Origin of the sequence: Undibacterium sp. 5I2, from assembly GCF_035019605.1 — a bacterium.
Taxonomy (GTDB): Bacteria; Pseudomonadota; Gammaproteobacteria; order Burkholderiales; family Burkholderiaceae_D; genus Undibacterium.
In genome coordinates, this window is record NZ_JASJVS010000063.1 from 1 (window position 1) to 21,570 (window position 21,570).

Annotated in this window: 19 protein-coding genes and 1 pseudogene; 8 read left to right on the forward strand and 12 right to left on the reverse strand. The window is 53.1% G+C overall.

The window, feature by feature from the left end; translation table 11 throughout:
- Positions 1-496: 496 nt before the first annotated feature.
- A complete protein-coding gene (locus QN359_RS16795; RefSeq protein ID WP_322247386.1) occupies positions 497-802 on the forward strand; it encodes an addiction module antidote protein in 306 nt (101 codons plus the stop codon).
- Between the two features lie 313 nt (positions 803-1,115).
- Here the strand turns inward: QN359_RS16795 and QN359_RS16800 are convergent, their stop codons facing one another.
- From QN359_RS16800 to QN359_RS16810, 3 genes are read right to left on the reverse strand one after another with little or no spacing between them, the layout of a single operon-like run.
- Positions 1,116-1,778, reverse strand: a complete 663-nt coding sequence (locus tag QN359_RS16800; protein ID WP_322247387.1) for a methylamine utilization protein — start codon at positions 1,776-1,778, stop codon at positions 1,116-1,118.
- Positions 1,779-1,789: 11 nt separating this feature from the next.
- Entirely contained in the window at positions 1,790-2,236 is a 447-nt protein-coding gene (locus QN359_RS16805) for a group 1 truncated hemoglobin (RefSeq protein WP_322247388.1), read from the reverse strand.
- A 37-nt stretch (positions 2,237-2,273) separates the two neighbouring features.
- Entirely contained in the window at positions 2,274-3,110 is an 837-nt protein-coding gene (locus QN359_RS16810) for a DUF3034 family protein (protein WP_322251094.1), read from the reverse strand.
- Between the two features lie 294 nt (positions 3,111-3,404).
- On the opposite strand from QN359_RS16810, the gene QN359_RS16815 reads away from it, so the two are divergent.
- From QN359_RS16815 to QN359_RS16825, 3 genes are read left to right on the forward strand one after another with little or no spacing between them, the layout of a single operon-like run.
- The gene (locus tag QN359_RS16815) at positions 3,405-3,989 is read left to right on the forward strand and encodes a sigma-70 family RNA polymerase sigma factor (RefSeq protein ID WP_322247389.1); all 585 of its coding nucleotides are present in this window, start codon (positions 3,405-3,407) and stop codon (positions 3,987-3,989) included.
- A complete protein-coding gene (locus tag QN359_RS16820) occupies positions 3,986-4,726 on the forward strand; it encodes an anti-sigma factor domain-containing protein (protein WP_322247390.1) in 741 nt (246 codons plus the stop codon). Before QN359_RS16815 ends, QN359_RS16820 begins: the two co-directional genes overlap by 4 nt.
- 43 nt (positions 4,727-4,769) lie before the next feature.
- On the forward strand, positions 4,770-5,324 hold the full coding sequence (locus QN359_RS16825) for a YgjP-like metallopeptidase domain-containing protein (protein WP_322247391.1): 555 nt from the start codon (positions 4,770-4,772) through the stop codon (positions 5,322-5,324).
- Here the strand turns inward: QN359_RS16825 and QN359_RS16830 are convergent.
- The 5 genes from QN359_RS16830 to QN359_RS16850 all read right to left on the reverse strand — a co-directional run bounded on the left by QN359_RS16830 (position 5,314) and on the right by QN359_RS16850 (position 13,372).
- Positions 5,314-6,486 carry a DUF3322 domain-containing protein gene (locus QN359_RS16830; protein ID WP_322247392.1) on the reverse strand — a complete coding sequence of 391 codons (1,173 nt, stop codon included), beginning with the start codon at positions 6,484-6,486 and terminating at the stop codon, positions 5,314-5,316. The two genes, QN359_RS16825 and QN359_RS16830, sit on opposite strands and share 11 nt — an antisense overlap.
- Positions 6,483-9,851, reverse strand: coding sequence for an ATP-binding protein (locus QN359_RS16835; protein WP_322247393.1), 3,369 nt, complete (start codon positions 9,849-9,851; stop codon positions 6,483-6,485). Before QN359_RS16835 ends, QN359_RS16830 begins: the two co-directional genes overlap by 4 nt.
- Positions 9,844-10,482, reverse strand: coding sequence for a DUF4194 domain-containing protein (locus tag QN359_RS16840; RefSeq protein ID WP_322247394.1), 639 nt, complete (start codon positions 10,480-10,482; stop codon positions 9,844-9,846). The genes QN359_RS16835 and QN359_RS16840 overlap by 8 nt, the downstream gene beginning before the upstream one ends.
- A 17-nt stretch (positions 10,483-10,499) precedes the next feature.
- Positions 10,500-11,963 carry a DUF3375 domain-containing protein gene (locus QN359_RS16845; RefSeq protein WP_322247395.1) on the reverse strand — a complete coding sequence of 488 codons (1,464 nt, stop codon included), beginning with the start codon at positions 11,961-11,963 and terminating at the stop codon, positions 10,500-10,502.
- Between the two features lie 140 nt (positions 11,964-12,103).
- On the reverse strand, positions 12,104-13,372 hold the full coding sequence (locus tag QN359_RS16850) for a type II toxin-antitoxin system HipA family toxin (protein ID WP_322247396.1): 1,269 nt from the start codon (positions 13,370-13,372) through the stop codon (positions 12,104-12,106).
- Positions 13,373-14,705: 1,333 nt separating this feature from the next.
- On the opposite strand from QN359_RS16850, the gene QN359_RS16855 reads away from it, so the two are divergent.
- The gene (locus QN359_RS16855; protein WP_322247397.1) at positions 14,706-15,056 is read left to right on the forward strand and encodes a hypothetical protein; all 351 of its coding nucleotides are present in this window, start codon (positions 14,706-14,708) and stop codon (positions 15,054-15,056) included.
- Positions 15,057-15,816: 760 nt separating this feature from the next.
- Positions 15,817-16,740 (forward strand): HNH endonuclease, encoded by a 924-nt coding sequence (locus QN359_RS16860; RefSeq protein ID WP_322247398.1) that lies wholly within the window; start codon positions 15,817-15,819, stop codon positions 16,738-16,740.
- 157 nt (positions 16,741-16,897) lie between these two features.
- Here QN359_RS16860 and QN359_RS16865 read toward each other — a convergent pair whose 3' ends face one another.
- Positions 16,898-17,092: a type II toxin-antitoxin system RelE/ParE family toxin gene (locus QN359_RS16865; RefSeq protein WP_322251095.1), complete on the reverse strand. Its 195-nt coding sequence runs from the start codon at positions 17,090-17,092 to the stop codon at positions 16,898-16,900.
- A gap of 82 nt (positions 17,093-17,174) precedes the next feature.
- Positions 17,175-17,642, reverse strand: a complete 468-nt coding sequence (locus QN359_RS16870) for a hypothetical protein (RefSeq protein WP_322247399.1) — start codon at positions 17,640-17,642, stop codon at positions 17,175-17,177.
- A 215-nt stretch (positions 17,643-17,857) separates the two neighbouring features.
- Here QN359_RS16870 and QN359_RS20095 point away from each other — a divergent pair.
- Positions 17,858-17,974: pseudogene (locus QN359_RS20095) on the forward strand (type II toxin-antitoxin system RelE/ParE family toxin); the annotation flags it as partial.
- A 91-nt stretch (positions 17,975-18,065) separates the two neighbouring features.
- On the opposite strand, the gene QN359_RS16875 reads toward QN359_RS20095, so the two are convergent.
- Positions 18,066-19,196 carry a helix-turn-helix transcriptional regulator gene (locus QN359_RS16875; RefSeq protein WP_322247400.1) on the reverse strand — a complete coding sequence of 377 codons (1,131 nt, stop codon included), beginning with the start codon at positions 19,194-19,196 and terminating at the stop codon, positions 18,066-18,068.
- A 273-nt stretch (positions 19,197-19,469) separates the two neighbouring features.
- A complete protein-coding gene (locus tag QN359_RS16880) occupies positions 19,470-20,438 on the reverse strand; it encodes a LysR family transcriptional regulator (protein WP_322247401.1) in 969 nt (322 codons plus the stop codon).
- 54 nt (positions 20,439-20,492) lie between these two features.
- On the opposite strand from QN359_RS16880, the gene QN359_RS16885 reads away from it, so the two are divergent.
- Positions 20,493-21,392: a DMT family transporter gene (locus QN359_RS16885; RefSeq protein WP_322247402.1), complete on the forward strand. Its 900-nt coding sequence runs from the start codon at positions 20,493-20,495 to the stop codon at positions 21,390-21,392.
- The last annotated feature ends 178 nt before the right edge of the window (positions 21,393-21,570 follow it).

Here is a 21,570-nt window from a genome sequence, read left to right on the forward strand (position 1 = left end):
AGCGACCCGATGGGAGGGGATGCAAACCCCTTCCAGAGGCTTTTCCATCGTCGCTTGCGACGATCCATTTAGTTGTTGAAATCCATCACTATTTTGGTATCACTGCTTGTCTCGGTTTCTTTCGCTTAGGCGCAGACGCAGTGTCGGACCGATGTCACCGGTACCGTCCACTGCAACGACAATGAAGGGAATATGACCACTGGAAGCAAAGATGCCACTGGTACCGTTCACTGGTCTGCTGCCGGCTTGCCCATATGAAGGTGACGACGTAATTTGCAAAAATGCATGGAAAATGTATTGCTGATTAGACCCATTTTGGTGTGCTCAAAAGAAACACCCACACACATACCATCTTCAGCTTGTATTTGCGCTTGACCGAATGTAATCATTCGATTACAGTTCAAACATGACCTACACTGTAAAACGCCTCGAATAATTCTCCGACTGGCTCAAGGGCCTAAAGGATGGACTGGCAAAGTCTTTGGAGGATTGAACCATGACCAAGAAAATCAAAATTTCCGAACTCCCCGAGTTCGATGCAGCCGAGTATCTGAACAGTGAAGAAGATGTCGCGGCGTACCTCACTACCGTTCTTGAAGAGAACGACCCAGCACTACTGGCGGCCGCGCTCGGCGATATTGCCCGCTCGCGGGGTATGACGCAGGTTGCGAAGGATTCCGGTATCACTCGGGAAGCCCTGTACAAAGCCCTTCGGCCAGGCAGTGAACCGCGTTTCGATACAGTCAGCCGTGTCTGTGCGGCGCTCGGCGTGCGTTTGGTGGCACAAGCTATACATGCCTGATGATGGACGATAACGACTCGCGCCATTTGCAATTAATTCGAGCACGCCGTCATGAAATGTCGCCTTGCACGAGCATCGCATCGTCGGCTATGCCGATTTACAAGACGACGGTTACATCGACCATTTCTTTGTTTTCGGCGAGCATGCGCGCACCGGCATCACGGCTTCGAGCTGATTGAACAGCGCCAAGCAAGGTGCGGCGGCGTCGTTTTGCCGAATGCCTTGATGCGCAAATGTTTAGCGCCGGTCGCTGTCGACTATTGCTGAAATAAAAAAATTTCCTCGCCACTGATCCGCTCAGCGCAGCGAGCGGCTACATCGGCATTTTCTTCGCACTGCGGCGCACGGTCGGCACAAAATCAAACGCCATACGCAGCGGTGTGTTGCTGCTGCCGAGCGTAAGGACCTGACTCAGCGGCGGCTTGATACTGCCCATATTCGGGTGCCACGCTTCAATCTTATATTGCGCGTCCGGCAGATGATCGAGCGTTACGGCACCACTTTCATCTGACTTGGCAAAATACGGCGTTTCCAGCACCAAAACATAGGCGCGCATCCAATTGTGCAGCAGGCAATACACCACCACCAAACCTGGCCGGTCGAATAAAATCGGCGGTGGCGTCACGCCACGCTCGTAGGTTTTGATTTCAAATTCCTTGGTCGGTGAAAACGATTTGACATGATGTTCCATCTTGTCATAGTTGGGAAACGTCACCTGCGTTCCCACTCGCACCGCCGTCACATATGGCGCAAACTGCATGTCACTCTGGCTGATCACCGCCGCTGCGGTTTTTACCGTTGCCGGCAGCGGACCATGCAGTGGCGTGGCCGATACCACCACATCGCTCATCGGCATACCGTTTTTATCGACCACATTGACCGTCAAACCAGCCGCCGTGGCCGCACCCGCAGCGCACAGCGCCAGACTCAGCAAGGCGGCATGCGCCAAGTAGTTACGGATAGAAAAAAATTGCATGGTGGCGCGCCTCATTTGCTGACTATCACACGTTGCATCGGTGCTAGTTTGGCGAGCAATTTATTTTGATTGGCGGAAGTAATGTCATGTTTATCCATTGCCGTTTGCAAATCTTCAGCCAGCGCATTGAATTGCGCATTGCTGATTTTCATCTCGCTATGGGTGTCGCTCATATTCTTGCCGCTGTAATGACAAGGGCCGCCGCTGAGTTCACAGAATTGTTCGGTCAACATCAAACCGAGACGCTCCATATCGGCATCGACAAAGGCGGCGCTGATGCGCGGATCGGCTACCAGCAGCGGTAAAAAATCATGAATGATGGCGGCAATGCCAGCGCGCTCGCCCAGACCGCGGTATAAGGGCGCAGTGGCATCGTTGTCGGCATACGCCGGTGCTTGACTCAACATCATGGCTGCACTGCAAGCCAATAACACGCTGGCTTTAAAAAAATTTTTCATCGGATTACTTTCAAAAAAAGAGGAAACAGCAGGGCGCTCAGAAGCCGGCTTGTAACGACAAATAGGCACCGCGTTGGTTTTTTGGATTGAATATCGTCACATCGCCGAGCTGGGCATAGGCCAGCGTTACCGACAGGTTTTTGCTCGGAAACCAGGCGACGAACACATCTTGGTAATCCTTCTCATGATCGACACTGAGATTGCGCGGCTTCATGCGGTACTCCATCCCGACTACCAACTTGCGGTTGATCAAATAGGCGAGTGATACTTCCGGCAAGGCTTGATAATGATCATGCACATCGCCGCCGAAACCGAGCAAGCCCATCTGATTCGCCTTACTCATGCGTACCGTTGCATTGAGCAGCAAACTCTGATCGAGCAAAATCTTGGTCGCCGCCACGTAGTAATCGACCCCATGATCATCCTTGGCACCGAGCTGCTTGACATTATTTACACCAAGCGCCGCCAGCCCGGCGACGGCATGGTCGCGTTTGTACAGTGCACCAACGGCAATCTGCGGCAGCCAACTGTCTTGCGCATACACGGCATCGCCGGCCAGCTTGAGCTTGATGCCGACGATATCCTGTCTTAACTTGAGCGCATTGAGCGGTGCCATACTGCCGCTGAACTCTTGACTCGCCAAGGACACTTCCACGCGGTCGGCCACCCCGATTGCCACCCCATAGGCATTGAGGGTGTAATCCTGCGTTGCCAAGCGTGTGACAAACCCATTGGCACCGTAACTATCACGGCTGCCATAACCGCTGATCAGCGCCCATGGCGTGATACCACCGCCGCCAGCCCCTTCCACGCTGCTCACGCCACCGGTGGCGCTGAGCTTGCCCATATCGGGCGCGGCCAGGGTATCGGCCATGGCAGCCGGTGCCACCAGCGCAGCCAAGCTGGCCGTCAACAGTGCGGCGCAGTGAAACGATCGTATGGTTGGCATAAATTTTTCCTTGTTAAGGCGGTGTTGAGCCTGCTGTAGGCGATAGAAAACGAAAGATTTATATGCTTGTACGCAAGGAATCCACGATCGGATTCACGAAAATACAAAAAAGAAAGTAAATTTCTTTTCTGTTTGATTCATGGCACAAGCGCCCCGAAATCACGCCGAAAGCGCGCTACAATTTGCCCATATACAACCACACTCTGTACGGAGCCGCCTTTGAATCCGACCGTCGTCGATGCCATCCAACTGCAGCAATGGCTGGCCGCCACTGCCAGAAAAGACCAGCAAGCCTTTCAAGCCCTGTATGCGGCCACCTCAGCGAAACTGTTTGGCTTCGCGCTGCGTATAGTCAATAAGCGCGAGTTAGCGGAAGAGGTTTTGCAAGAAGCCTATGTCAACATTTGGAACCATGCCGGCAACTACCAAGCCAGTCTGGCCGCCCCCTTGACTTGGATGATCAGCATTCTGCGCAATCGCGCTATTGACCAACTGCGACGCCTGCATCACGACGTCGAAATCGATGGAGACGACTTTGCCATGCAATTCATAGAAGCAATCGAACAGCCGGGCGGCACGCCGCTGCAGCAACTGGAAATGAGCCAAGACGCCAATGCCTTAGCCGCCTGCATGGCCAGGCTGGAGCGCGCCCACCGGCAAGCGATGGCGCTGGCGTATTTTCATGATCTGTCACATTCCGAAGTAGCGACGCAATTGAGTCTGCCGATCGGCACGGTCAAAACCTGGCTACGCCGCGGCATCGACAAACTGCGCCTGTGCCTGCGTCCGGAGGCCACACAATGAGCCGCGCCGCCTTGATGCGCAATCTGCGCTTGCAACACCAATTGGCCGCTGCGTACGTGCTCGGCACCTTGCGCGGCGGCGCGCGGCGGCGCTTTTCCGATTATTTACAACAAGAAGTCAGCCTGCGCGACTTGGTACGGCGTTGGGAAGCGCACTTGCTGCCGATGGCAGAATTTGCCCCGGCCGTCGCACCGCCGCCGCAGGTCTGGGAAAAATTGCGTGAACGAATACACGGCCCAAGGATCGCAGCAGCAAGCCCGGATCGCTGGCGCTTCTGGCGCGAACTGCGTAGCGACCTGGCCTTCTGGCGCGGCCTCGGCCTGGTTTCCACCAGTGCCGCGCTGATCATGCTCACTTTGCTGAGCGCAAAATTCGCCCCGCCGGACGCCGCACCAAGCCCCGGCCAATACGTGGCCAGCCTGACCAATGCCCAAGCGCAAACGGTCGCCCTCATCACCGGCGACCGTCAGCGTGCTCAGTTGGTAGTGCGCTTGATCAATGCGCCAGCCGTGCGCGCCGACCAAAGCCTGCAACTGTGGGCCATCTCCAAAACCGGCAAGGTGCAATCGCTTGGCTTGTTGGCTGCCGGCGCGGCCGCCACCTTGGCGATGCCGGAATCGATGCGCGCGGAGGAACCAGCGGTGCTGGCGATTTCACTCGAAGCCAAGGGTGGTTCGGCCAATCCACAACAACCGAGCGGACCGATACTCTACAAAGGCGACTGGGTCGTACTCTGATGCCTTACCAACGGGTGAGACCGAAACAACGGTAAAATGGCGCATGTCTTCCAAACCAAATCTCACCCCTTATTTAGGTGGCTACTCAGAAAGCTTACGCGAACAAATCGGCCGCAGCATCAGCGACGGCAAATTGGGCGCGCATTTTTTGGCCAAATACCCGGCCCTGCATCAGGTGCGCAACGAGCGCGCGCTGCAAGTCTATGTCGCCGACTTGAAAAACAGCCACTTGCGCAGCGCGCCACCACTCTCCAAGGTTTGCTACGACAATCAGATTCACGTGATTCGCAACGCCCTCGGTACCCACACCACGATCTCGCGCGTGCAGGGCCTGAAGCTGAAAACCAAACGAGAAATCCGCATCGCCACCATGTTTCGCAGCATGCCCGAAGCCTTTCTCAAAATGATCGTCGTGCACGAACTCGCGCACATGCGCATCAGTGAGCACGACAAAGCCTTCTACCAATTGTGTTGCCACATGGAGCCGGCTTACCACCAATACGAATTTGACTTGCGCGCTTACTTATCGTGGCGCGCTGCCGGCGGGGCCGACCCGTGGCAGCCGCTTACGTCTGAAGACGCGCAGATTAAAGCGTAGACAACTGAGCAGTCAGCCAGTGATAGCGAATATGTTCCTGTTCCAGCCGCAAACCGGGCCGCAGGCGGTTGTCGCGCAAATCATCATAGAGGGCCGCTTCAGCCGGCGTCAGTAAGCCTAATTCGGCACGCACCGGTTTCTCTTCGTGGCCCCAAAACGCCACGTGTTCATGCAGCGTCGCCTGATCCATCAACAACGACTCCACATGCCTGAAATGCAGACGTAATTGATTCAAGATGGCAAAACCGTGGGTATCAAGATCACCCCAGTAATAAATTTGGCAATCATGCAACCATTGGCTGCGCGCCAAAGCATCCCAGCCGTATCCGGCACCAAAAATCACCATGCTGTTTTGCATCTCTGGAAACGCTAAAAAATTAATCTCGTTTTCGGTAATGAAGACACGTTTGAGTGGCAGATCGAGGCGACTGAAGCTAGTGGCATCGAGCGTCAAATCGGCGCAGGCCAGGGCAGGGCTAGGCAGCAATGCCGGATCGAGCAGGCGGCAGCGGATGCGCAGCGGCTTATCGCGAAAACCAAAGCGCGCGGCAAACTGTGCCGTGCCGGTTTTACTCTGATCGATGGCCGCGGCCGGCAGGGCCAAATCGAGTAATTGCGTCAATACGGCGCGGTGGTTTTCGATGAATTTCGTCGCTACGCCGGGCAAATCAACCTGACGCACATACATGCCGGGGCGCGGATGTTGCTCCAGCCAATCTACCACGGCGAGCAACTGCGGCCACTCGGTCGCCAGTTCCAGCGCTTGCAAGGGATATTTTTCCAACCATGGCAGCAACACTGGCCGCACTTGCCGCGTCTGCGCCACCAAACTGGCAAAGCGCTCCCACTGCGTTTGCTTACCTAAGCAGCGCAAGGCTTGCGCCTGCGAATCAAAGCACACCGCCTGCGGCAACCGTTGACTGCCCTGTACCCGGTGCGCCACTTCCTGCCACTCGATACGCCACACCGATTCCGCCGCCAATGCCGTCGCCCATGCCCGCACCGCTTCAAAGCGATGCGTGATATCGGCCGTGTTCGGTGTACTGAGCGCCACGCGTAGCGGGAAGCGCGAGCGCCCGTGTACCGCTTCGCGTAACAATTCACCGCGTTGCCACAAACGCTGCAACTGCGCCTTCACCTCGACCACGCTATCCCAGCTCATTGCGCCGCCAAGCTTTTCTGTACGCGGTATTCCTCTATCGATAAATTCCGCAACTTCGAGGCCCGTCCGCCTTCATTATGTACAAAACCCACATGCGCCACATAGGGCTCGATGATATGAATTTTTTGTAAAGGCGTGACGATCAGTAACTGCAAATTCAATTGCCGAAACAATTGCAAACCATATTGGGCCGACTCATCCGAACCGCGCCCGAATGCTTCATCAATCACCACAAAGCGGAACGAACGCGAACGCACCGCGCCCCATTCCAGTCCGAATTGATAAGCCAAACTGGCGGCCAAAATGGTGTAAGCAAGTTTCTCTTTCTGGCCGCCCGATTTGCCGCCGGAATCAGAATAATGTTCATGTTCGCTATGGTCGGCACGCCAGCGTTCGCTGGCGGCAAACAAAAACCAATTGCGCACATCGCTGACCTTGGCCGTCCAGCGTCGATCTTGCTCCGATAAACCCTCGCGACCACGAAAGCGATCGATGACATTCTTCACTTGCAAAAATTTACTCTCAGAATATTGCGCCTCATCAGAGCCGCTGATACCGCCCTCTGTACAAGCGCGCAACTCCTGCTGAAAATCGCGAATTTCCGCATCCGGGCTGACTTGTGAATCGAGCACGATGTAACGTCCCGGGTTGTAATCGATCTCACCGAGTGAGCGATTGATATGGGCAATTTTCTCTTTGATCGTTTCCCGCTCACGCGCAAGCTGGGCATTGAAATTCGCGATCTCATTGATCGTATTGACATTCAGTAATTCTTTGAAGCGCGCCACAAAGCGCGGCAAATTATCGCGCTGCAATTGACTGAGCAACTTCTCATATTCGAACAAGGCATCAACGCTGGCGTCGATCTCCGCACTCTCGAGCTTGAACGCTTCTTTAAAGGCCGCCATGGCCTTAATAATTTTCTCGCTGACGCGCTTGATTTTTTGATCTTCCGCATCGATTTTAGTTTGCAAGAAGCTACGTATATCTTGCTCACGCGGATCGCATGATGCCACCGTCAACACCTGTTCGCCCAAGGCTTCTTCTTGTATTCGCGCCAGCAGGGCGGCACCTGCAGCATCGACCACCGCATTTTGCAGCAAGCCCTGACACTGCAAGCGCAACACTTGCGCATCGCTCAAGCGTTGCTCCAGCTTACCTTGCTGCTTTCCCACTTCTTGCCAACTCAGTTCGCTACGCGCCAGTGCTTGTCGCGCCAGCTCCAACGAGGCAGTGAGTTGCTTGAGCGTATCAGATGCCGCTTCCAATTGTGCATACGTATCTTGTAGTTTAGCAATCTCGCTGGCCACGCTGCCCCAATCGAGTTCGTCAAAATCACTGAACTCTTCCAAGCGCGTCAAGGCATCGATACGCAGCGCGAGTTCTCGGCGTTCCTGCTCGATGCTGCCGATTCGGCTGCCGAGCTCGCCCAAACGCGTTTCCAACTGCGTGCGCGTGGCTGTGAGGGCCGCGATTTTGGCTGCATTACTCCAACCGAGCACGTAGCGGCTGCGGTCATCGATACGGTGGCGATCATCTTTCTCATGCCGACCGGAAGGGTCTTTCAATTGGCCACTGCGCGTCACCGCCCGGGTTTCGCGCCGAAATTGTTCTTGCGTATCGCAACAGGCGACATCGAAACGGTGCGCCAGTTCACGCTCTAACCAATCGTAGTGGGGCGAGTCCGGCTTGATGGCAAGCTTACGTGCCAGTGAATGACGATGCAATTCCGGTAAGGCTGCGTTTTTCCGTGCACGCACATGAAAATACACCAGCCGACCGCGCAAATGCGCTTGATCTACCCAAGCCGCCACCGCCGCATAATGTGCATCGGGCACCAGCAAGGCCAAGCCCATATTACGCAGCAGACGCTCGGCCGCCCCCTCCCAATCACGTTCCTCATCGCGCACCTGGATCAGTTCGCCGGCAAACGGCATGGCCGTTTCATCAATGGCCAAGGCAGCGCACAGAGCCGAACGAATCAGGATTTGTTGATCATCAATATTACTGCGCCGGCGTTTCAAACTATCGATTTCTACCGTCATCCGCGCATGCTCGGCCCGCCCTTGCGTGAGCGCGACCGCATGCTCGGTCAAAGCATTTTGCAAATCTGCATCACGGCCGGCGGCTTCCTCACGCCAAGCATGAAACTGCCGACCTTGCGCCGGAAAACCTTCGCGCTCCGGCACGACTGTTTGCCCCAGTACCTTAACCAAGCTGAGGTAGCGCTGCGCCTTCAGCGCCCTTTGATCGCGCAGCACCGCCTTATTCTGCATTTGCGCGCGCAACTGTTCCAAGCGGTCGCCACCGTTATGGTTGATCGCCTGTTTCAATTCATCGACTTGCTGGCTCTGCTCGTTGCGTTGGATCTCCAAGGCGTGCAGGCGCGCTGCCGCGAGCCGTAAATCTTGCTGCAAGGAAGTAATTCCTTGCTCGAGTAATTGTAACTTCAAGCCAGCAAAATACGGCCGCAACTGCTCGCGACACAGGCGCAAGCCTTCCACCGTCGCCACCAATTCGGCATGGCGCTGGCCGTCCGCCACCAAGGGCGACAATAAATCGACTTGCTTTTGTGCTTTTTCTACTGCCTGATGGGCGCGCGTGAGATCATCGAAGTGCGTAATCAAGGCCGCAATCCGTGGTGCGACATCGAAGGGCTCGAGCATATGGCTGCGCACAAAATCAGTCAGATTACCGATCGATTTCATCGACACCGTTTGATGGAATAATTCCAAGGCTTGATCATTCTCGATCCCGAAGCGACGACGAAACCAGGCCGCATACGGCGGAAAGCTATCGTGCACCTCAGCACCGACGGCGCGCATTTTTTTGCGTAACTGCACAATCTCCGTACCAAAATGCGAAAAATGCTCAGCGATCGACAAATCCCGCTCGACCGTCACAAAAAAACGTGCCGGCTGCCCCTGCATATCTTTCATCCAAAACACTTGTGCCAGACTCACGGTCTGGTCATAGCCAGCATTATGGAACACCCCCAAGAGCACCGAATAACTGTGATGATCGCGCAAGGACACCGGTTTCGAGGCCCCGGTAACCTCATTGCGTTCTGCTTTGTAGTGGCCCAACACATACGAACGCAAGGAACGCTCTTTGTTATCGGCACCAGCCGCCTTGTTATACGCAATCCGGTTGGCCGGCACCAACAAGGTGGTAATCGCATCGACCAAGGTCGATTTACCCGAACCGATGTCGCCGGTAAGCAAACCGTTTCGACCATCGAGTTGCAAGCTCCACACCTTGCTATCAAACGTACCCCAATTCAACACTTCCAGCCGGCTCAGCCGAAAACCCGACAGCGCATCATCGTCTTCAAAATTAAAATCTTGCGAAACTTGCTCACTCATCCGTCTTGCTCCCGGTTCCCGCCAACTGGGTTCGGTACTGCGCCAAGCGCGCATCGAATTCCGCCAGCCATTGCGCATCAACAAATGCTTTCAATAAACGCCGTACCTCATAACTTGGCTCACTGCCAGCCACGGCTTTGAGCTTATGCAAAAACCCCAGATCCACCACCTTGTTGATGATGGCCTCGATCTGATCAATCAGCCTGGCCTCGTTCGGCCCCTCGGGCAAAAAAATACGTAACAATTCCACGATCTCGGCGCGGCTTTGCACCAGCCGCGTATCGCCGCCGCCAGCATCAAACTCGGCCAATTTCTTGCGCAACAAAGCCAGCAACAAACTGACTGGAAACGACAAAGGCCGGCGTGCCACCAGCCGCGGCAAACGTGGTGCCGGATCATCATCGCTGGGCTCGGGCCGGCTTTTCAGGAAGGCATAACCCTCGGCCTCATCCAAGACCAATTCGAGGTTGAGTACCGTCACATAATCACGTACCCGTGTTTGCAACTGCAGCAGGCTGGCCCACATGCGCTCGTCGCCTTCGCGGTACAGCACACCCTTGAGTAAATTGATCAGCAGGGCAGACAAATTCGGTATTGCCACTGCTGCCGCTGTTTCATAGCTTGCATCCATACTGACAGACATCCCGGTTAAGTAGATTGGCGCATAAATATTACCCGTGGCAGCTGCGCGCGCCGCTGCACCACGCTGCCATCAGCCGCCTGCGCTTGCCAACTGATGGTCTCTTGAATTTCTTCATCCATCACACTGCTGAAACTATCGCTACCGATTTGCAAGTAAGCAACCAATTCCGCTAAGCCATGTTGCAAAGCTTGGGTAGCAATCAAGTCACGCAAGCTCACCTGCGCCTGCTCTTGCAAAGTATGGCGTATGTGGCGCGTCAACCTGGCCTTATCCACCACCACCTGATCGAACAAAGCCAGTGCATCGATCTCTTCCTCACCGGCTTGCACCAGCAAATCGCTGATACGCGGTTTAATTGCCGGCGTAAACATCGGCCGCTCCATCGGCAGCTCAATATCCGCACCCGGCTCATCGATCTCCATCAAACTCATCGTTGGAGGCGTAGCCCGCAAGGCCAAGACCTGAGCCTCAATATGATGCAAAATATCCATAATGCGCCGGTTTTCCAGCCAAGCCTGATCATCCAAAAAACGCCGCAATTGCTGTGACAACAAAGCCACCGTGCGTTGCGTATATTCACCGGCCTCCATCCAATCGTAATGCACGCGGCGCATCCGTGCATCGGGCTGCAAGGCGTTTACCGCCGGCAAAGCCAACACCTGATCGAGCAAACGGGTCAACTCTTCTTGCCGGCTGCCAGACAGTAAAAAATCCCAAAAAGCACGAAAACTCTTACCCTGATCGCTATCGGCAATCAAATCTCGTTCGCCCATAATTTCTTCCAGCAGCGCACCTTTACTGCCATCCCATAGCGCAATGCGCTCGCGTACCCGCCTGTCGAGTTGACGGAAATTATGTTCCACCTCCCGAAAATCGGCCAATAATTCGCGCGCTCCCTGGGTGAATTGCTGAAACCTATCCTTAATGGCCGTATCATCGAGCAAACGCACCTCACCGGCCATTTCACGCGCAATTTCCGCATCGATGGCGGCGCGCTTTTTATGTAATTCTTCAATTCGCTTACTCGGATCGGCTTCACTGCCTTCGCTCATTTTTTTCAACAAATCGAACAGCGTCAGCAAGCGTGATTCGGTACCGACAAACTGCCGCGCCGATAACTGCGTCAGCCAACTCAAGGCCTTTTCGGTGGCCGGCGTCAGATCAAATTGTGCCTCATCCGAGCCATTGCGGTAAAACTTACGCAACCAGCCCTTATCTTGCGCAGTCCAATCGTTGAGGTACTCCAAGCCAGACTTAGGAAAAGCGTCGGCCCCCAATTGCGCACGCAAGGCATACAACTCATCTTCCAATAATTCAGCCAAATCAACCGCCGCCATGCCACGCACGTTCGGATCAACGAACACCCTTTGTAAAAAACTGGCGATCAGCGGCGCATGATCAGAACGCAGCAAGCGCCAGGCCGGGTGGTGGGTGCGCAGGGCGCTGAGGGTGGCAAAGTCGAGAGTCACGAAAAAACAGCAGCAATCAAAAGGGTGAAGGGTAGGGTGGCCAATGGCAGCACCGGCAGCAAAGTGCCCATTGTAAACGGCGCGAGTCAGGCTGGCCATTAAAACAAGCATTTGAGCCAAGACCTACTCCCGTAACGCGTTTACCGCATGATCTTGGCGTGAAGTTGCTTTGTCAGCGAAGTCGTTTTTTGCCGCAGCCTTTGAATCAAGGTTTGCTCTTTTGCCGTCAGGCCATGATTCAATTCCAAGCAGGCTTGCTGTATCGATGAGGGTAGAATGTTCGCCAGCTCATCGGCGATGTCTTTCAAATAGTGTAAGCTGACACCGAGTTCCCGTGCCAATTGCTCAAACTGCGCAGCCCGCATCACCCCGGGTTCATCCACCCCACCGATCCGGAACGCAAAGCGACGCGCCAAGCCCGCATACAGGCGCGTGCACATCAAATCAAAAAAAGGTGCCAGCCTCAAGCCATTGGCACCCGCCAGCATAGCCAAGTTTTTTGCATGGCCATCATTATTCCCCGTGTAGAGATTAAAAAACAGCCACTTCAGCAAATTTTTTTGATCGACCGCAGGCATGCTGCTATGTTTCGCCAGCAGATGAAAACAGTCGACAAAACCCGGCCCCCCATCTGCTTCATATTTAATACCAGATGGCTTAGCCGTTAACTGACAAAAGTCTGCCTGAGCCAGACGTACCCAGCGCCCATACCGGTCTGTTTGCCGATCAAAGCGCGTGACCGCACAAGCATGCAGCGCCGGCACATACTGCACCTCTGCCGTTGGCAAGCCACAGTGCAAAGCCGCGCGCATCACCACTGTCTCATTCATTGCCGAAGCAAAGATGTTGCACCCGGCGCGCACGATATCGGGCTTAATGATATGGCTGGACGGACTGCTGCCTAAGGGTAAGAGCGGCGTGCCATCCTGATCAATCGACAGCAAGATTTTATACTGCGCTCCCGAAATCGCAATCCGCTGTTGCTGACGAGTTGCCATGTACGCATTCTCAGAGCGCGCCCTTAGTCCGACATCGATCTGGCCGTGCAACTGCTTCCAGCTGCTGCGCCGATACAGCGGCGGCCGTGGTTTCTCAGCGGGCGGCAATAAACGCACCGCACCAGCAGTGTCGCCGCCCACCAGCGCTAACAATTCGAAAACAGCGCTGACCTGATGCTGCCGGCTGATCGTTTGCCGCTGCTCGCCTTCGGGAAGTAAATTTTCAAAAAAAGCATACACGTGGTCGCCAGCGATTTTTCCGGCTTGCAAGGGAATCCCCGCAGCAAGAGCACGTGCCTGCGGATGCCTTAACCAGTGCGCGTCGTAGGCAAACGCCAGTGGCGTGTCTTGGTACAGCGTACCGACATAGGCGTCACCAAGGTAGACCGCGAGAGAAGAGGAAACAGGCATGCTGGCACCATATCTTATTGCACACGAACAGCTCCAAACCGAGCAGCGCGGACACTGCAAGCGCTTTTCGTATCCGTATCTAAATTTTACCAGAATGCTTGGTTCTGCACGACGGATCAGGATCAGGATGGCATAAAGATCAAATGTTACTGAACATTAAATACTAGGTCAGGATGCCATCAATTTCAAGAAAAAATGATTGATCGGTATACCGACCCGTAGTCGCCATCTACCATACATGATTGACATGCAATACACGCGAGACTATGAAATCTTAATCGACCAGGAGGTTTTATCGGATTTGCGCGTAAAACCCCGTCGTTCAGAGGCTGTCGCAAAAGGGTTTTCAGTCGGTATCATTACTCCAACTGGCCGACATGTCATTCCCCCATGCTCTCGCCTCGTCATTCCCCGTGCAGGCGGGGAATCCAGTGGCACGACAGTGCCTTCAGGGTGGGAGGGTCGATCAAGGGCACTTTTTTTCTGTTAAATCAACACGTCCTGCTGCGCCTGAGCAGCACAGAGATAAAAGGCGCGTGCGCGCCACTGGATTGCCGCCTGCGCGGCAATGACGAATTGGGCGGCTGGGTGGATGCGCAATCGACCTGACTTGTGGGTAATGATCAGCGCGCTTTTGCGCGGGAACCTGGCGGCGTTCGTGCTTAACTGAAAATGCCAGAAATCATGCTGTTTTCAGTGCTAAAAACGATACTGGGTTCCAGCCAAAAGCATGCGGGACTGACGAGGTATGCGGTGTTTCAGGTGTGAAAAAGCGTCCATCAGGCTTTTGCGACAGCCTCTGAAGGCCGGGGTTTCAAACCCTGGTCAGATTTTTGATGAATTCCGCGATGCCACGTGTATGACTATTTTGGCACCGGCGATTAATGTGACGAGCTTGGTTTGATCGCTGCCCAGTCGAGTTGCGAAAACAGCTGATGTGCTCAGCGCTTGCTCAGCGAGTTTTCTCAGCTTGGGTGAATTTCTTGCAAGCCTGCGAAACTTACTGGCACACAGGACTCAGCAGAAATCGAACAAACGCATAGCGTGATAACGCTTTATTCTGCGCAATATTTGCCCACTCGCTGGTAAACACGAATCAAATAGTCATTGCTATGCAAAACGCCTGAGTGTGTAGTGCGCTGATGGGGCGACGTGGCGGGTGACAATGCTGTCATCCAAAATTTTTACCGTTGCGGCCCAATCAAGCCGTTCGTCGGGTAAAATTGCCAGCGACAGACAGATCGATTATTTTCAGGGCAGGTGCTGAACACGCCTCAACCAGTGGATGAGTACGACGTCCTTATGTCGTGCTGAATATCTGTCGGAGGCCGATATGGACACTACCTCTCCACATCAAGCGGACAATCCACAATCTTGCGCTTTATACCGTTTGTACGCGTTTCAATCGACGCTAGAAACCTTGCGTGGCGTATCAGCGCAAACCATCGCCGCCATAGGTTACGACCAGTTACTCGATGAATTGGCCGATATTTGCGCAGCCTTCGATGAGTTGCATGCTGTTCGCCACGAACTCACTGTCCTTCAAGCTGCTTTTGCCACTTTGCTCGAACTGCTGGAAAAAGCCGGCGATCAGCGCTTGGCATCAACTGGTTTGCAAGCGGTGTTGGAGCCATTTTCTATAAGGCAGGGGGCTTGTTTGGAGCGGGTGAGCGCATTGTTGTGAGCCGGATTATGCGTGATTCGCGGCTCAACGACGAAAAATGATACGCTCAGGCCGCTGTCGGGTTTTCATAAGTAAGGCACGGCCATTCGTAAAATACGAGCTTTGGGTTTGACATCAAGTTGGCGAGCGAATCCGCGCTGTCCCAAGATTTTACGTTCTTCAATCCATTGCTCCAAATCGCAAGCGGATGATAATAGCCATCAGATCGAACCGATGTTGGCGGAATTAGTCCAGTATTTGTTCGGACAAGCTAGTCATTCGCAAGCTGATATCGACTACTTTAGTGCCGTTTTCCGGTATTGGCGCACGTTGCCGAACTCTCATTGGTCGATGCTGGTGTCCTCTAAACCATGGCACATTGCTTGAAAATGCAAAGTGACCGAGCTTGCGACACGCTGCGTAAGCAGACCAGAGTTATCAAATCCGTAGTGAAATTCCCACCACTTCCTGATGCGCTGCTCGTAGGCCGCAGATGCTTGTCCACGCCACGAAAATGCAAACAAATTAGCCCCAAAAAAAAGAAGAGTAACGTGGGCCGCTACGTTTTTAACTCGATACCCGAAAACTTGATTCCGGGATATTGTTAGATTAATAAAATTTCTGTTTATCAATATTTATTTTGAAATAGATTAAATTAGTTGATTTAAAGGTATTATTCTAAGTTGAAAATTTGTTCAGTTTGTAACGTCATTCACGATGTATGCCTGAGAGGGAAAAGCTCAGGTATAAATAATTCCAAAGAAAAATAATTAAGGATTCAATGCCTTCACTAGATTTGTCGAGCGAACATTTGGCAGCACTTAGCTGGTTTCAATCAAAGGCTGGAAAAACAGTGAGTTGGGCAGAGCTGCAAAATGGGCCAAGTATCCTAACGATTTCAGCAAAGGGTATTTATAAGCCGCAATCCTTACCTTATGCGCTTTCGGTACGCCAGGGCTTAGATAGCCCATATATCGACGAAGAACCTCAATTCCAGTCCGATGGCAGTTGGCGATATCGTTATGCGCAAGAGGAACAAGCTAAAAAAAACGCAGACGAACTATTTACTAATCAAGGTTTACACGCCTGCATGCGTGATGGCATTCCTGTCGCCGTTCTGAGGCAAGTTAGTAAAAAACCAGATACCCGTTACCATGTCCTAGGCTTAGCTAGAGTGGTTGATTGGGCCCAAGGAGTTTTTACGCTCAATAGTACAATGCTCGATGTACCATTTTTGAAATTAGATAAAGCGAGTGCGACTTCTGAGGATGCTCTAAACCCGTTCCATCCTTATGATCCTAATCATGTCGACGATGCGCGAGTCAAAGTCATGCGCGAAATTACGGCAAGGCAAGGGCAGGCTGCGTTTCGTAGTGGTTTACTGACAGCTTATCGAGGGCGATGTGCGATTTCTGGTTGTGACGTCAGTGACGTACTGGAAGCAGCGCACGTGACGCCTTATCTTGGACCGGAAACCAATTGCGTAACAAACGGCATGTTGTTGCGTTGTGATTTTCATACTTTATGGGACAAGGGTTTATTGTATTTAGAGCGCGATATGTGCGTACAAGTGCATGCTCGTCTGGGTGGTACTGAATACGCTACGTGGAATCAAAAAACTGTTTTTATTCCTGAATCAGTATCTCAGCAACTGTCGCCAGAAGCTTTGCAGGCGCATCGAGATTGGTGCTTACAAAAACGCTGATGTTATTGGCTCACGTCAAATAAAAGGCGGTGCTTTGCTGAATGTTCTGTAACGATTAATTGTTGCATACAGGCAGCTTCTTTTCGTCATTCGCTTCATGAAATGTAGCAAAAAAAACCTATTGAGGTGTTCGAAATAACTTGACCACTACAGTAAGTTATTTTTTTAATGGCGGCCACTGCCTGCGTGCGTGAATGACGTTCGCCACTTCCACCAGCTCCGGCGTCTCCCGGTAGAACACAATGTAATTGTTCCTTACAAGCATCTCGCGCATGCCTTTGACGCGGGGTGACGCCTTGTAGAGCTTCGGGTGATCGGGCAGCTTCGCAGCCTTGGCCTCGATCTCGTCTATTCACTCCTGGGCGGCGTCGGGATTATGTTCGGCAATCTCCGCGACAAGTTCCATCAGGTCGGCCCTTGCTTGGGGCCGCCATTCATAGCGCGGCTTTGCGCGTGGCATGCTGCTTCCGTTTGGCATCGATCACCGCTTGCGCGTCGGCCATGACTTGTTCATTGGAGAGGTTAGGGCGCGGGTCGGCCAGCGACGCGGCGACCTTTTCGCGCACCCAATCGTTATGCGCCTTCGCCTCGAACGCGCTGCGCATCCGTTCCGATGCGTCTGGACGAACCCGCGTCGTCTTCATGCCTGCCTGGTCAAAATCGGCGGCGTGAACGTGATAATCGGAAATACCGATACCCTTGAGATAGCTCACCAGCGTTTCAAACTTGCGGAACGACCGCACAGCGCCGCGCCTGACCGCCAGCGTCCGTTCGGCCGTGCCGTACTTGACGACGACGCCCCAGCCTCCGGCGTGGCCGATAACGTCCGCGCCGAGCACGATTCCGGCCTCGACGAGCCGTTCCAGGGTCATATGGTCGATCGTGTCGTGGGTAATTGCCATAACTGCACCTTTATACCTTGGAATAGTCAGTATTAGCGTAACCAATTAATCATAGTTTGACAACCTACATTGATTGAATATGTGCGCTTGCTTGACATATGTCCCCCTTCTGCGTCATTGCCATGACATGTCATGGCAGACATGGTCCCGATACAGCTCACGGGGGTGTCCGGGATTTTGTGTCAACGCCGATTAAATTACATGTTCGGCATCCGGTCGCCGCACGCTATACCAGTTCGATTGTTGCCTGTTGCGAAAGTTCGCAGAGTTTTCCACTTCGCGGTACGCGCCGTGACGATGTGCGTCTTGGCCTACGCATTACCAACTATCGTGACACAGAGGGCTGGCCAAATTTCACACCTAGCATTGGTCGAATACGTTTTGCAAGTCGCAGATACGAGCACGTGTCAAGCAGGAGTAAGGTCAACTTCTGAGCTCCAAATGAAGCGCAGTTGCGTCTGCCAAGGAGATATCTAAAATTTGTTTAATATATCCGGCACCCATGTCACGCTCACGAATCATCACTCTCAAAGCACGAAAGAAATCAGATTGAAATCCCTTATCTACTGACGCAATATAGTCAGATGGGGGTGGGGGCAGTGGGTCGAATAATGCCTCGCTGACCAATGGAAATTGCTTTGAAACTTGATTGCGAGCTATATGAATCGATTTTTCATCAATCCCAATTGATGGCAATGGGAAGTTTCGAACGTAGCTTTCTACCTGTTTATATACAGTGAAAAGAGAAATGCTATGGTGAGTCGCATGCTTTTGTAATGCTGCAATTTTTCCGTGCGTTGTTCTTGCACGGACCACGTCTTGATATGCGATCTGAGCGCACGCATTTGGAAATAGTAAGACGCCTGCAAATGCATCAGCGAAATCCTCTCCCTTTTCAGTGCCAACTAGCGCGGGTGTATATACATGCGCTAATTCGTGAGCCATCCAAAATTTGAAGTCTTCAATGCTTGTATCGAGGTTAAGAAAAATAAAGGTAACTTTTTCTTCTGGCAAATGAATATGCATCGCATTTTGGTGCTGCTTTTTTTCACCCCAGAGTACAGGCACGAGTACCGCACCAACTTCTTTGAATTGACCAATCAGGTGATGGTAATCTAAAACAGTTTGATCACTTAATCCAAGCTTTGAGCGAACCTCACTGACGGCTTGCTGTAACTGTGTGTAATTTTCACTTGGATTTGATAGTTGAGGTCTTAATGTGTGGATGCCTTGCAAATATGGGACAAGGGGCTTCAGTAACATGCCAATAGCGCGGGCATTTTCAATATGCGTTTCTGTCGTCTTTGTCCCCGCTCTTTTGCGAAAGGCGATTACGGGTAGGGTATTTTCCTCTTGTTGCACCAACTGATCAAAAGAAAGTTTGAGCAAAATTGCCAACTTTAACAATTTTTCTGGACGTGGGAAATCGACGCCTTTCAGCCAATTGCTTACTGCTTGGGCACTTACACCTAGTTGTTTCGCCAAGGCAGCTTGGCTAAGGCCTTCTTTTTGGAGTGATGCCTGAATATTTTGCTTGCATAAGATTTTATCCATAGTCTGAGATTATCTACTTGTCGATAAGTCGCGTCAAGTTTCATCAAGTTTTCTGCGCTTTCACCATAAACATTTCCAAAACACCATTTTTAACAGGATTGCTGTGCTCTGATTTTCCCGGACACCTCAACAGGTGGAAAATGCAGGCACGCCATCGCAGTTAATTCTGCCCGAACAAGCGGCTGCATGCAGCTCGCTGCAACGACAGAACAGGCGGAGTGAGAGTGCTGGATTCTGGCCGTGAAGGCTAATTCAAAGTGCTTAATCGTTCCATCATCCCCATTCGCCCCCATCCTTGAATTTTTCAATCAAAAAATCCACAAACACGCGCATCTTGGGCGTGGCAAACTTGCTCGGTAAAAAAATCGCATAAATGCTGTTGCCGAACCTACCTTCTGCACGGTACGCGGGCAAGATCACGCTGACGTGTCCGGCCCGCAAATCCTCGGCGATGGCGTAAGTCGGCAGCAAGCCGATGCCGATGCCATCGAGTACGGCTCTGCGCAGGGATTCGCTGCTGTTGACGGAGAACCTGCCCGTCACGCGGATCTCGCGGCTTTCGCCATCGCGCGAAAAGCGCCAGCTGGCCTCGCGCGTCAAACTGTTGACCATACAGTTATGCGCGGCCAAATCCTCGAGCGTGGAGATGGGCGTGTGGCTGCGCAAATAATCGGGGCTCGCACAGAGCACGTAATCGAGCCCGGCCAGACGGCGTGCCACAAAGCTGTCGATCGGTTTTTCGGTAAGCCGGATCGCGATGTCGAAGCCTTCTTCGACCACATCGACATAGCGGTCGATTAAGGTGAGTGCGACGCTGATGTCAGGATAGGCATTGAGAAACTGTCCAATCAAATGGCTCAGGTGCAGGTTTCCGAAGGCGACCGAGGTCGTTACCCGCAAATGCCCGCGTGGCATCGACTGCAGCCCCTCGAGAGCGCTGCGTAATGCGGTGGTTTCCTCAGCGATGCGTAAGCCATGCTGGTACGCCAGCTCGCCGGCCTCCGTGAGCGCGAGATGGCGGGTGGTGCGGTTGAGTAACTTGGCCCCCAGTGTTTCTTCCAGCCGCCGCACCTGTTTGCTCACGGTGGATTTGGTCGATCCGCTCACGCGCGCAGCTTCGGAAAAACTTTTTAGTTCGACCACTTTCACAAAGATAAAAATATCCGACACGTTTTCAGAAAGGATTTCCATTGTTTCTCCAGTGGACACAGATTTGTTCTTTTTCACCGTATTGTATTGCATCCGTATGTTAATTATCCTGAATCTTTCCAGCGCACAACCCCCTCAGGAGAATTCATGAAAACCCTTACCGCCAATTTTGCTTATCCAGCCTTGCCCGCCATGTTGCTTCCCTTGCTGTTCATCATCATGTGGAGTTCGGGTTACGTCGTGGGCAAGCTGGCACTTCCGTTTGTCGGCCCCTACACTCTGATCTTTATCCGTTTCGCCAGTGCGGCGCTGATCTTGCTGGTCGTGTCGCTGCTTACCCAGGCACCTTGGCCAAAAACGCGCGCCCAGTTTGGCCATTTAATCGTCGTCGGCCTGCTGATCCAGGCGCTCCAGTTTGCCGGTCTGTACAGGGGCCTCGGCCTGGGCGTGTCGGCTGCTGTTGCCGCTCTGATCGTCGGCACCATGCCGGTGTTGACGGCGCTCGGCGCGACCCGCTTCCTCAACGAAAAGCTTGGCCGCGTTGAATGGTTTGGCCTGATAGGCGGTCTGTTTGGTGTCGCGCTGGTGGTCTATGAGCAGCTCGGCAATGCGACAGCGGCCAGCCTGCCAGCCTATCTGTATGTCGTCCTGGCACTGGTCGGTATTAGTGCCGGTAGCCTGTATCAGAAGAAGTTTTGCTCTGGCATGGACTTGCGCACCGGCGGCTTCGTCCAGCTCACCACGGCAGCCATTGTGATGTTCTTCCTGGCCGACCATTTCGAAAATCTGGCTGTGCAGTGGACCCCGACCATGATCTTCGCTTCCGGCTGGTTATCGCTGGTGAACTCGATCGGTGCCATCAGCATTCTGTTCATCTTGATGCGCAAAGGCGAAGCGAGCAAAGTCGCTGGCCTGTTTCATTTGATTCCTGGAGTCACCGCACTGATGGGCTTTGTTTTTCTCGGTGAAACCTTCAGCGCAATGAATGCCGTCGGGTTCGCGATCACCGCCTTGGCGGTCTATGCCTGCACCCACGTCAAGAAATAATGACATTCGCACTGATCTGATTTATCGGATTTGCGCGTAAAACCCCGTCGTTCAGAGGCTGTCGCAAAAGCCTGATGGACGCTTTTTCAAACCTGAAACATCGCATACCTCGTCAGTCCCGCATGCTTTTGGCTGGAACCCAGTATCGTTTTTAGCACTGAAAACAGCATGATTTCTG

Coding starts and splice junctions, on each gene's coding strand:
- QN359_RS16795 (WP_322247386.1), top strand. CDS start 497: ATGACCAAGAAAATCAAAATTTCCGAACTCCCCGAGTTCGATGCAGCC.
- QN359_RS16800 (WP_322247387.1), bottom strand. CDS start 1,778: ATGCAATTTTTTTCTATCCGTAACTACTTGGCGCATGCCGCCTTGCTG.
- QN359_RS16805 (WP_322247388.1), bottom strand. CDS start 2,236: ATGAAAAATTTTTTTAAAGCCAGCGTGTTATTGGCTTGCAGTGCAGCC.
- QN359_RS16810 (WP_322251094.1), bottom strand. CDS start 3,110: ATGGCCGATACCCTGGCCGCGCCCGATATGGGCAAGCTCAGCGCCACC.
- QN359_RS16820 (WP_322247390.1), top strand. CDS start 3,986: ATGAGCCGCGCCGCCTTGATGCGCAATCTGCGCTTGCAACACCAATTG.
- QN359_RS16825 (WP_322247391.1), top strand. CDS start 4,770: ATGTCTTCCAAACCAAATCTCACCCCTTATTTAGGTGGCTACTCAGAA.
- QN359_RS16830 (WP_322247392.1), bottom strand. CDS start 6,486: ATGAGCTGGGATAGCGTGGTCGAGGTGAAGGCGCAGTTGCAGCGTTTG.
- QN359_RS16835 (WP_322247393.1), bottom strand. CDS start 9,851: ATGAGTGAGCAAGTTTCGCAAGATTTTAATTTTGAAGACGATGATGCG.
- QN359_RS16840 (WP_322247394.1), bottom strand. CDS start 10,482: ATGGATGCAAGCTATGAAACAGCGGCAGCAGTGGCAATACCGAATTTG.
- QN359_RS16850 (WP_322247396.1), bottom strand. CDS start 13,372: ATGCCTGTTTCCTCTTCTCTCGCGGTCTACCTTGGTGACGCCTATGTC.
- QN359_RS16855 (WP_322247397.1), top strand. CDS start 14,706: ATGGACACTACCTCTCCACATCAAGCGGACAATCCACAATCTTGCGCT.
- QN359_RS16860 (WP_322247398.1), top strand. CDS start 15,817: ATGCCTTCACTAGATTTGTCGAGCGAACATTTGGCAGCACTTAGCTGG.
- QN359_RS16870 (WP_322247399.1), bottom strand. CDS start 17,642: ATGGCAATTACCCACGACACGATCGACCATATGACCCTGGAACGGCTC.
- QN359_RS16875 (WP_322247400.1), bottom strand. CDS start 19,196: ATGGATAAAATCTTATGCAAGCAAAATATTCAGGCATCACTCCAAAAA.
- QN359_RS16880 (WP_322247401.1), bottom strand. CDS start 20,438: ATGCAATACAATACGGTGAAAAAGAACAAATCTGTGTCCACTGGAGAA.
- QN359_RS16885 (WP_322247402.1), top strand. CDS start 20,493: ATGAAAACCCTTACCGCCAATTTTGCTTATCCAGCCTTGCCCGCCATG.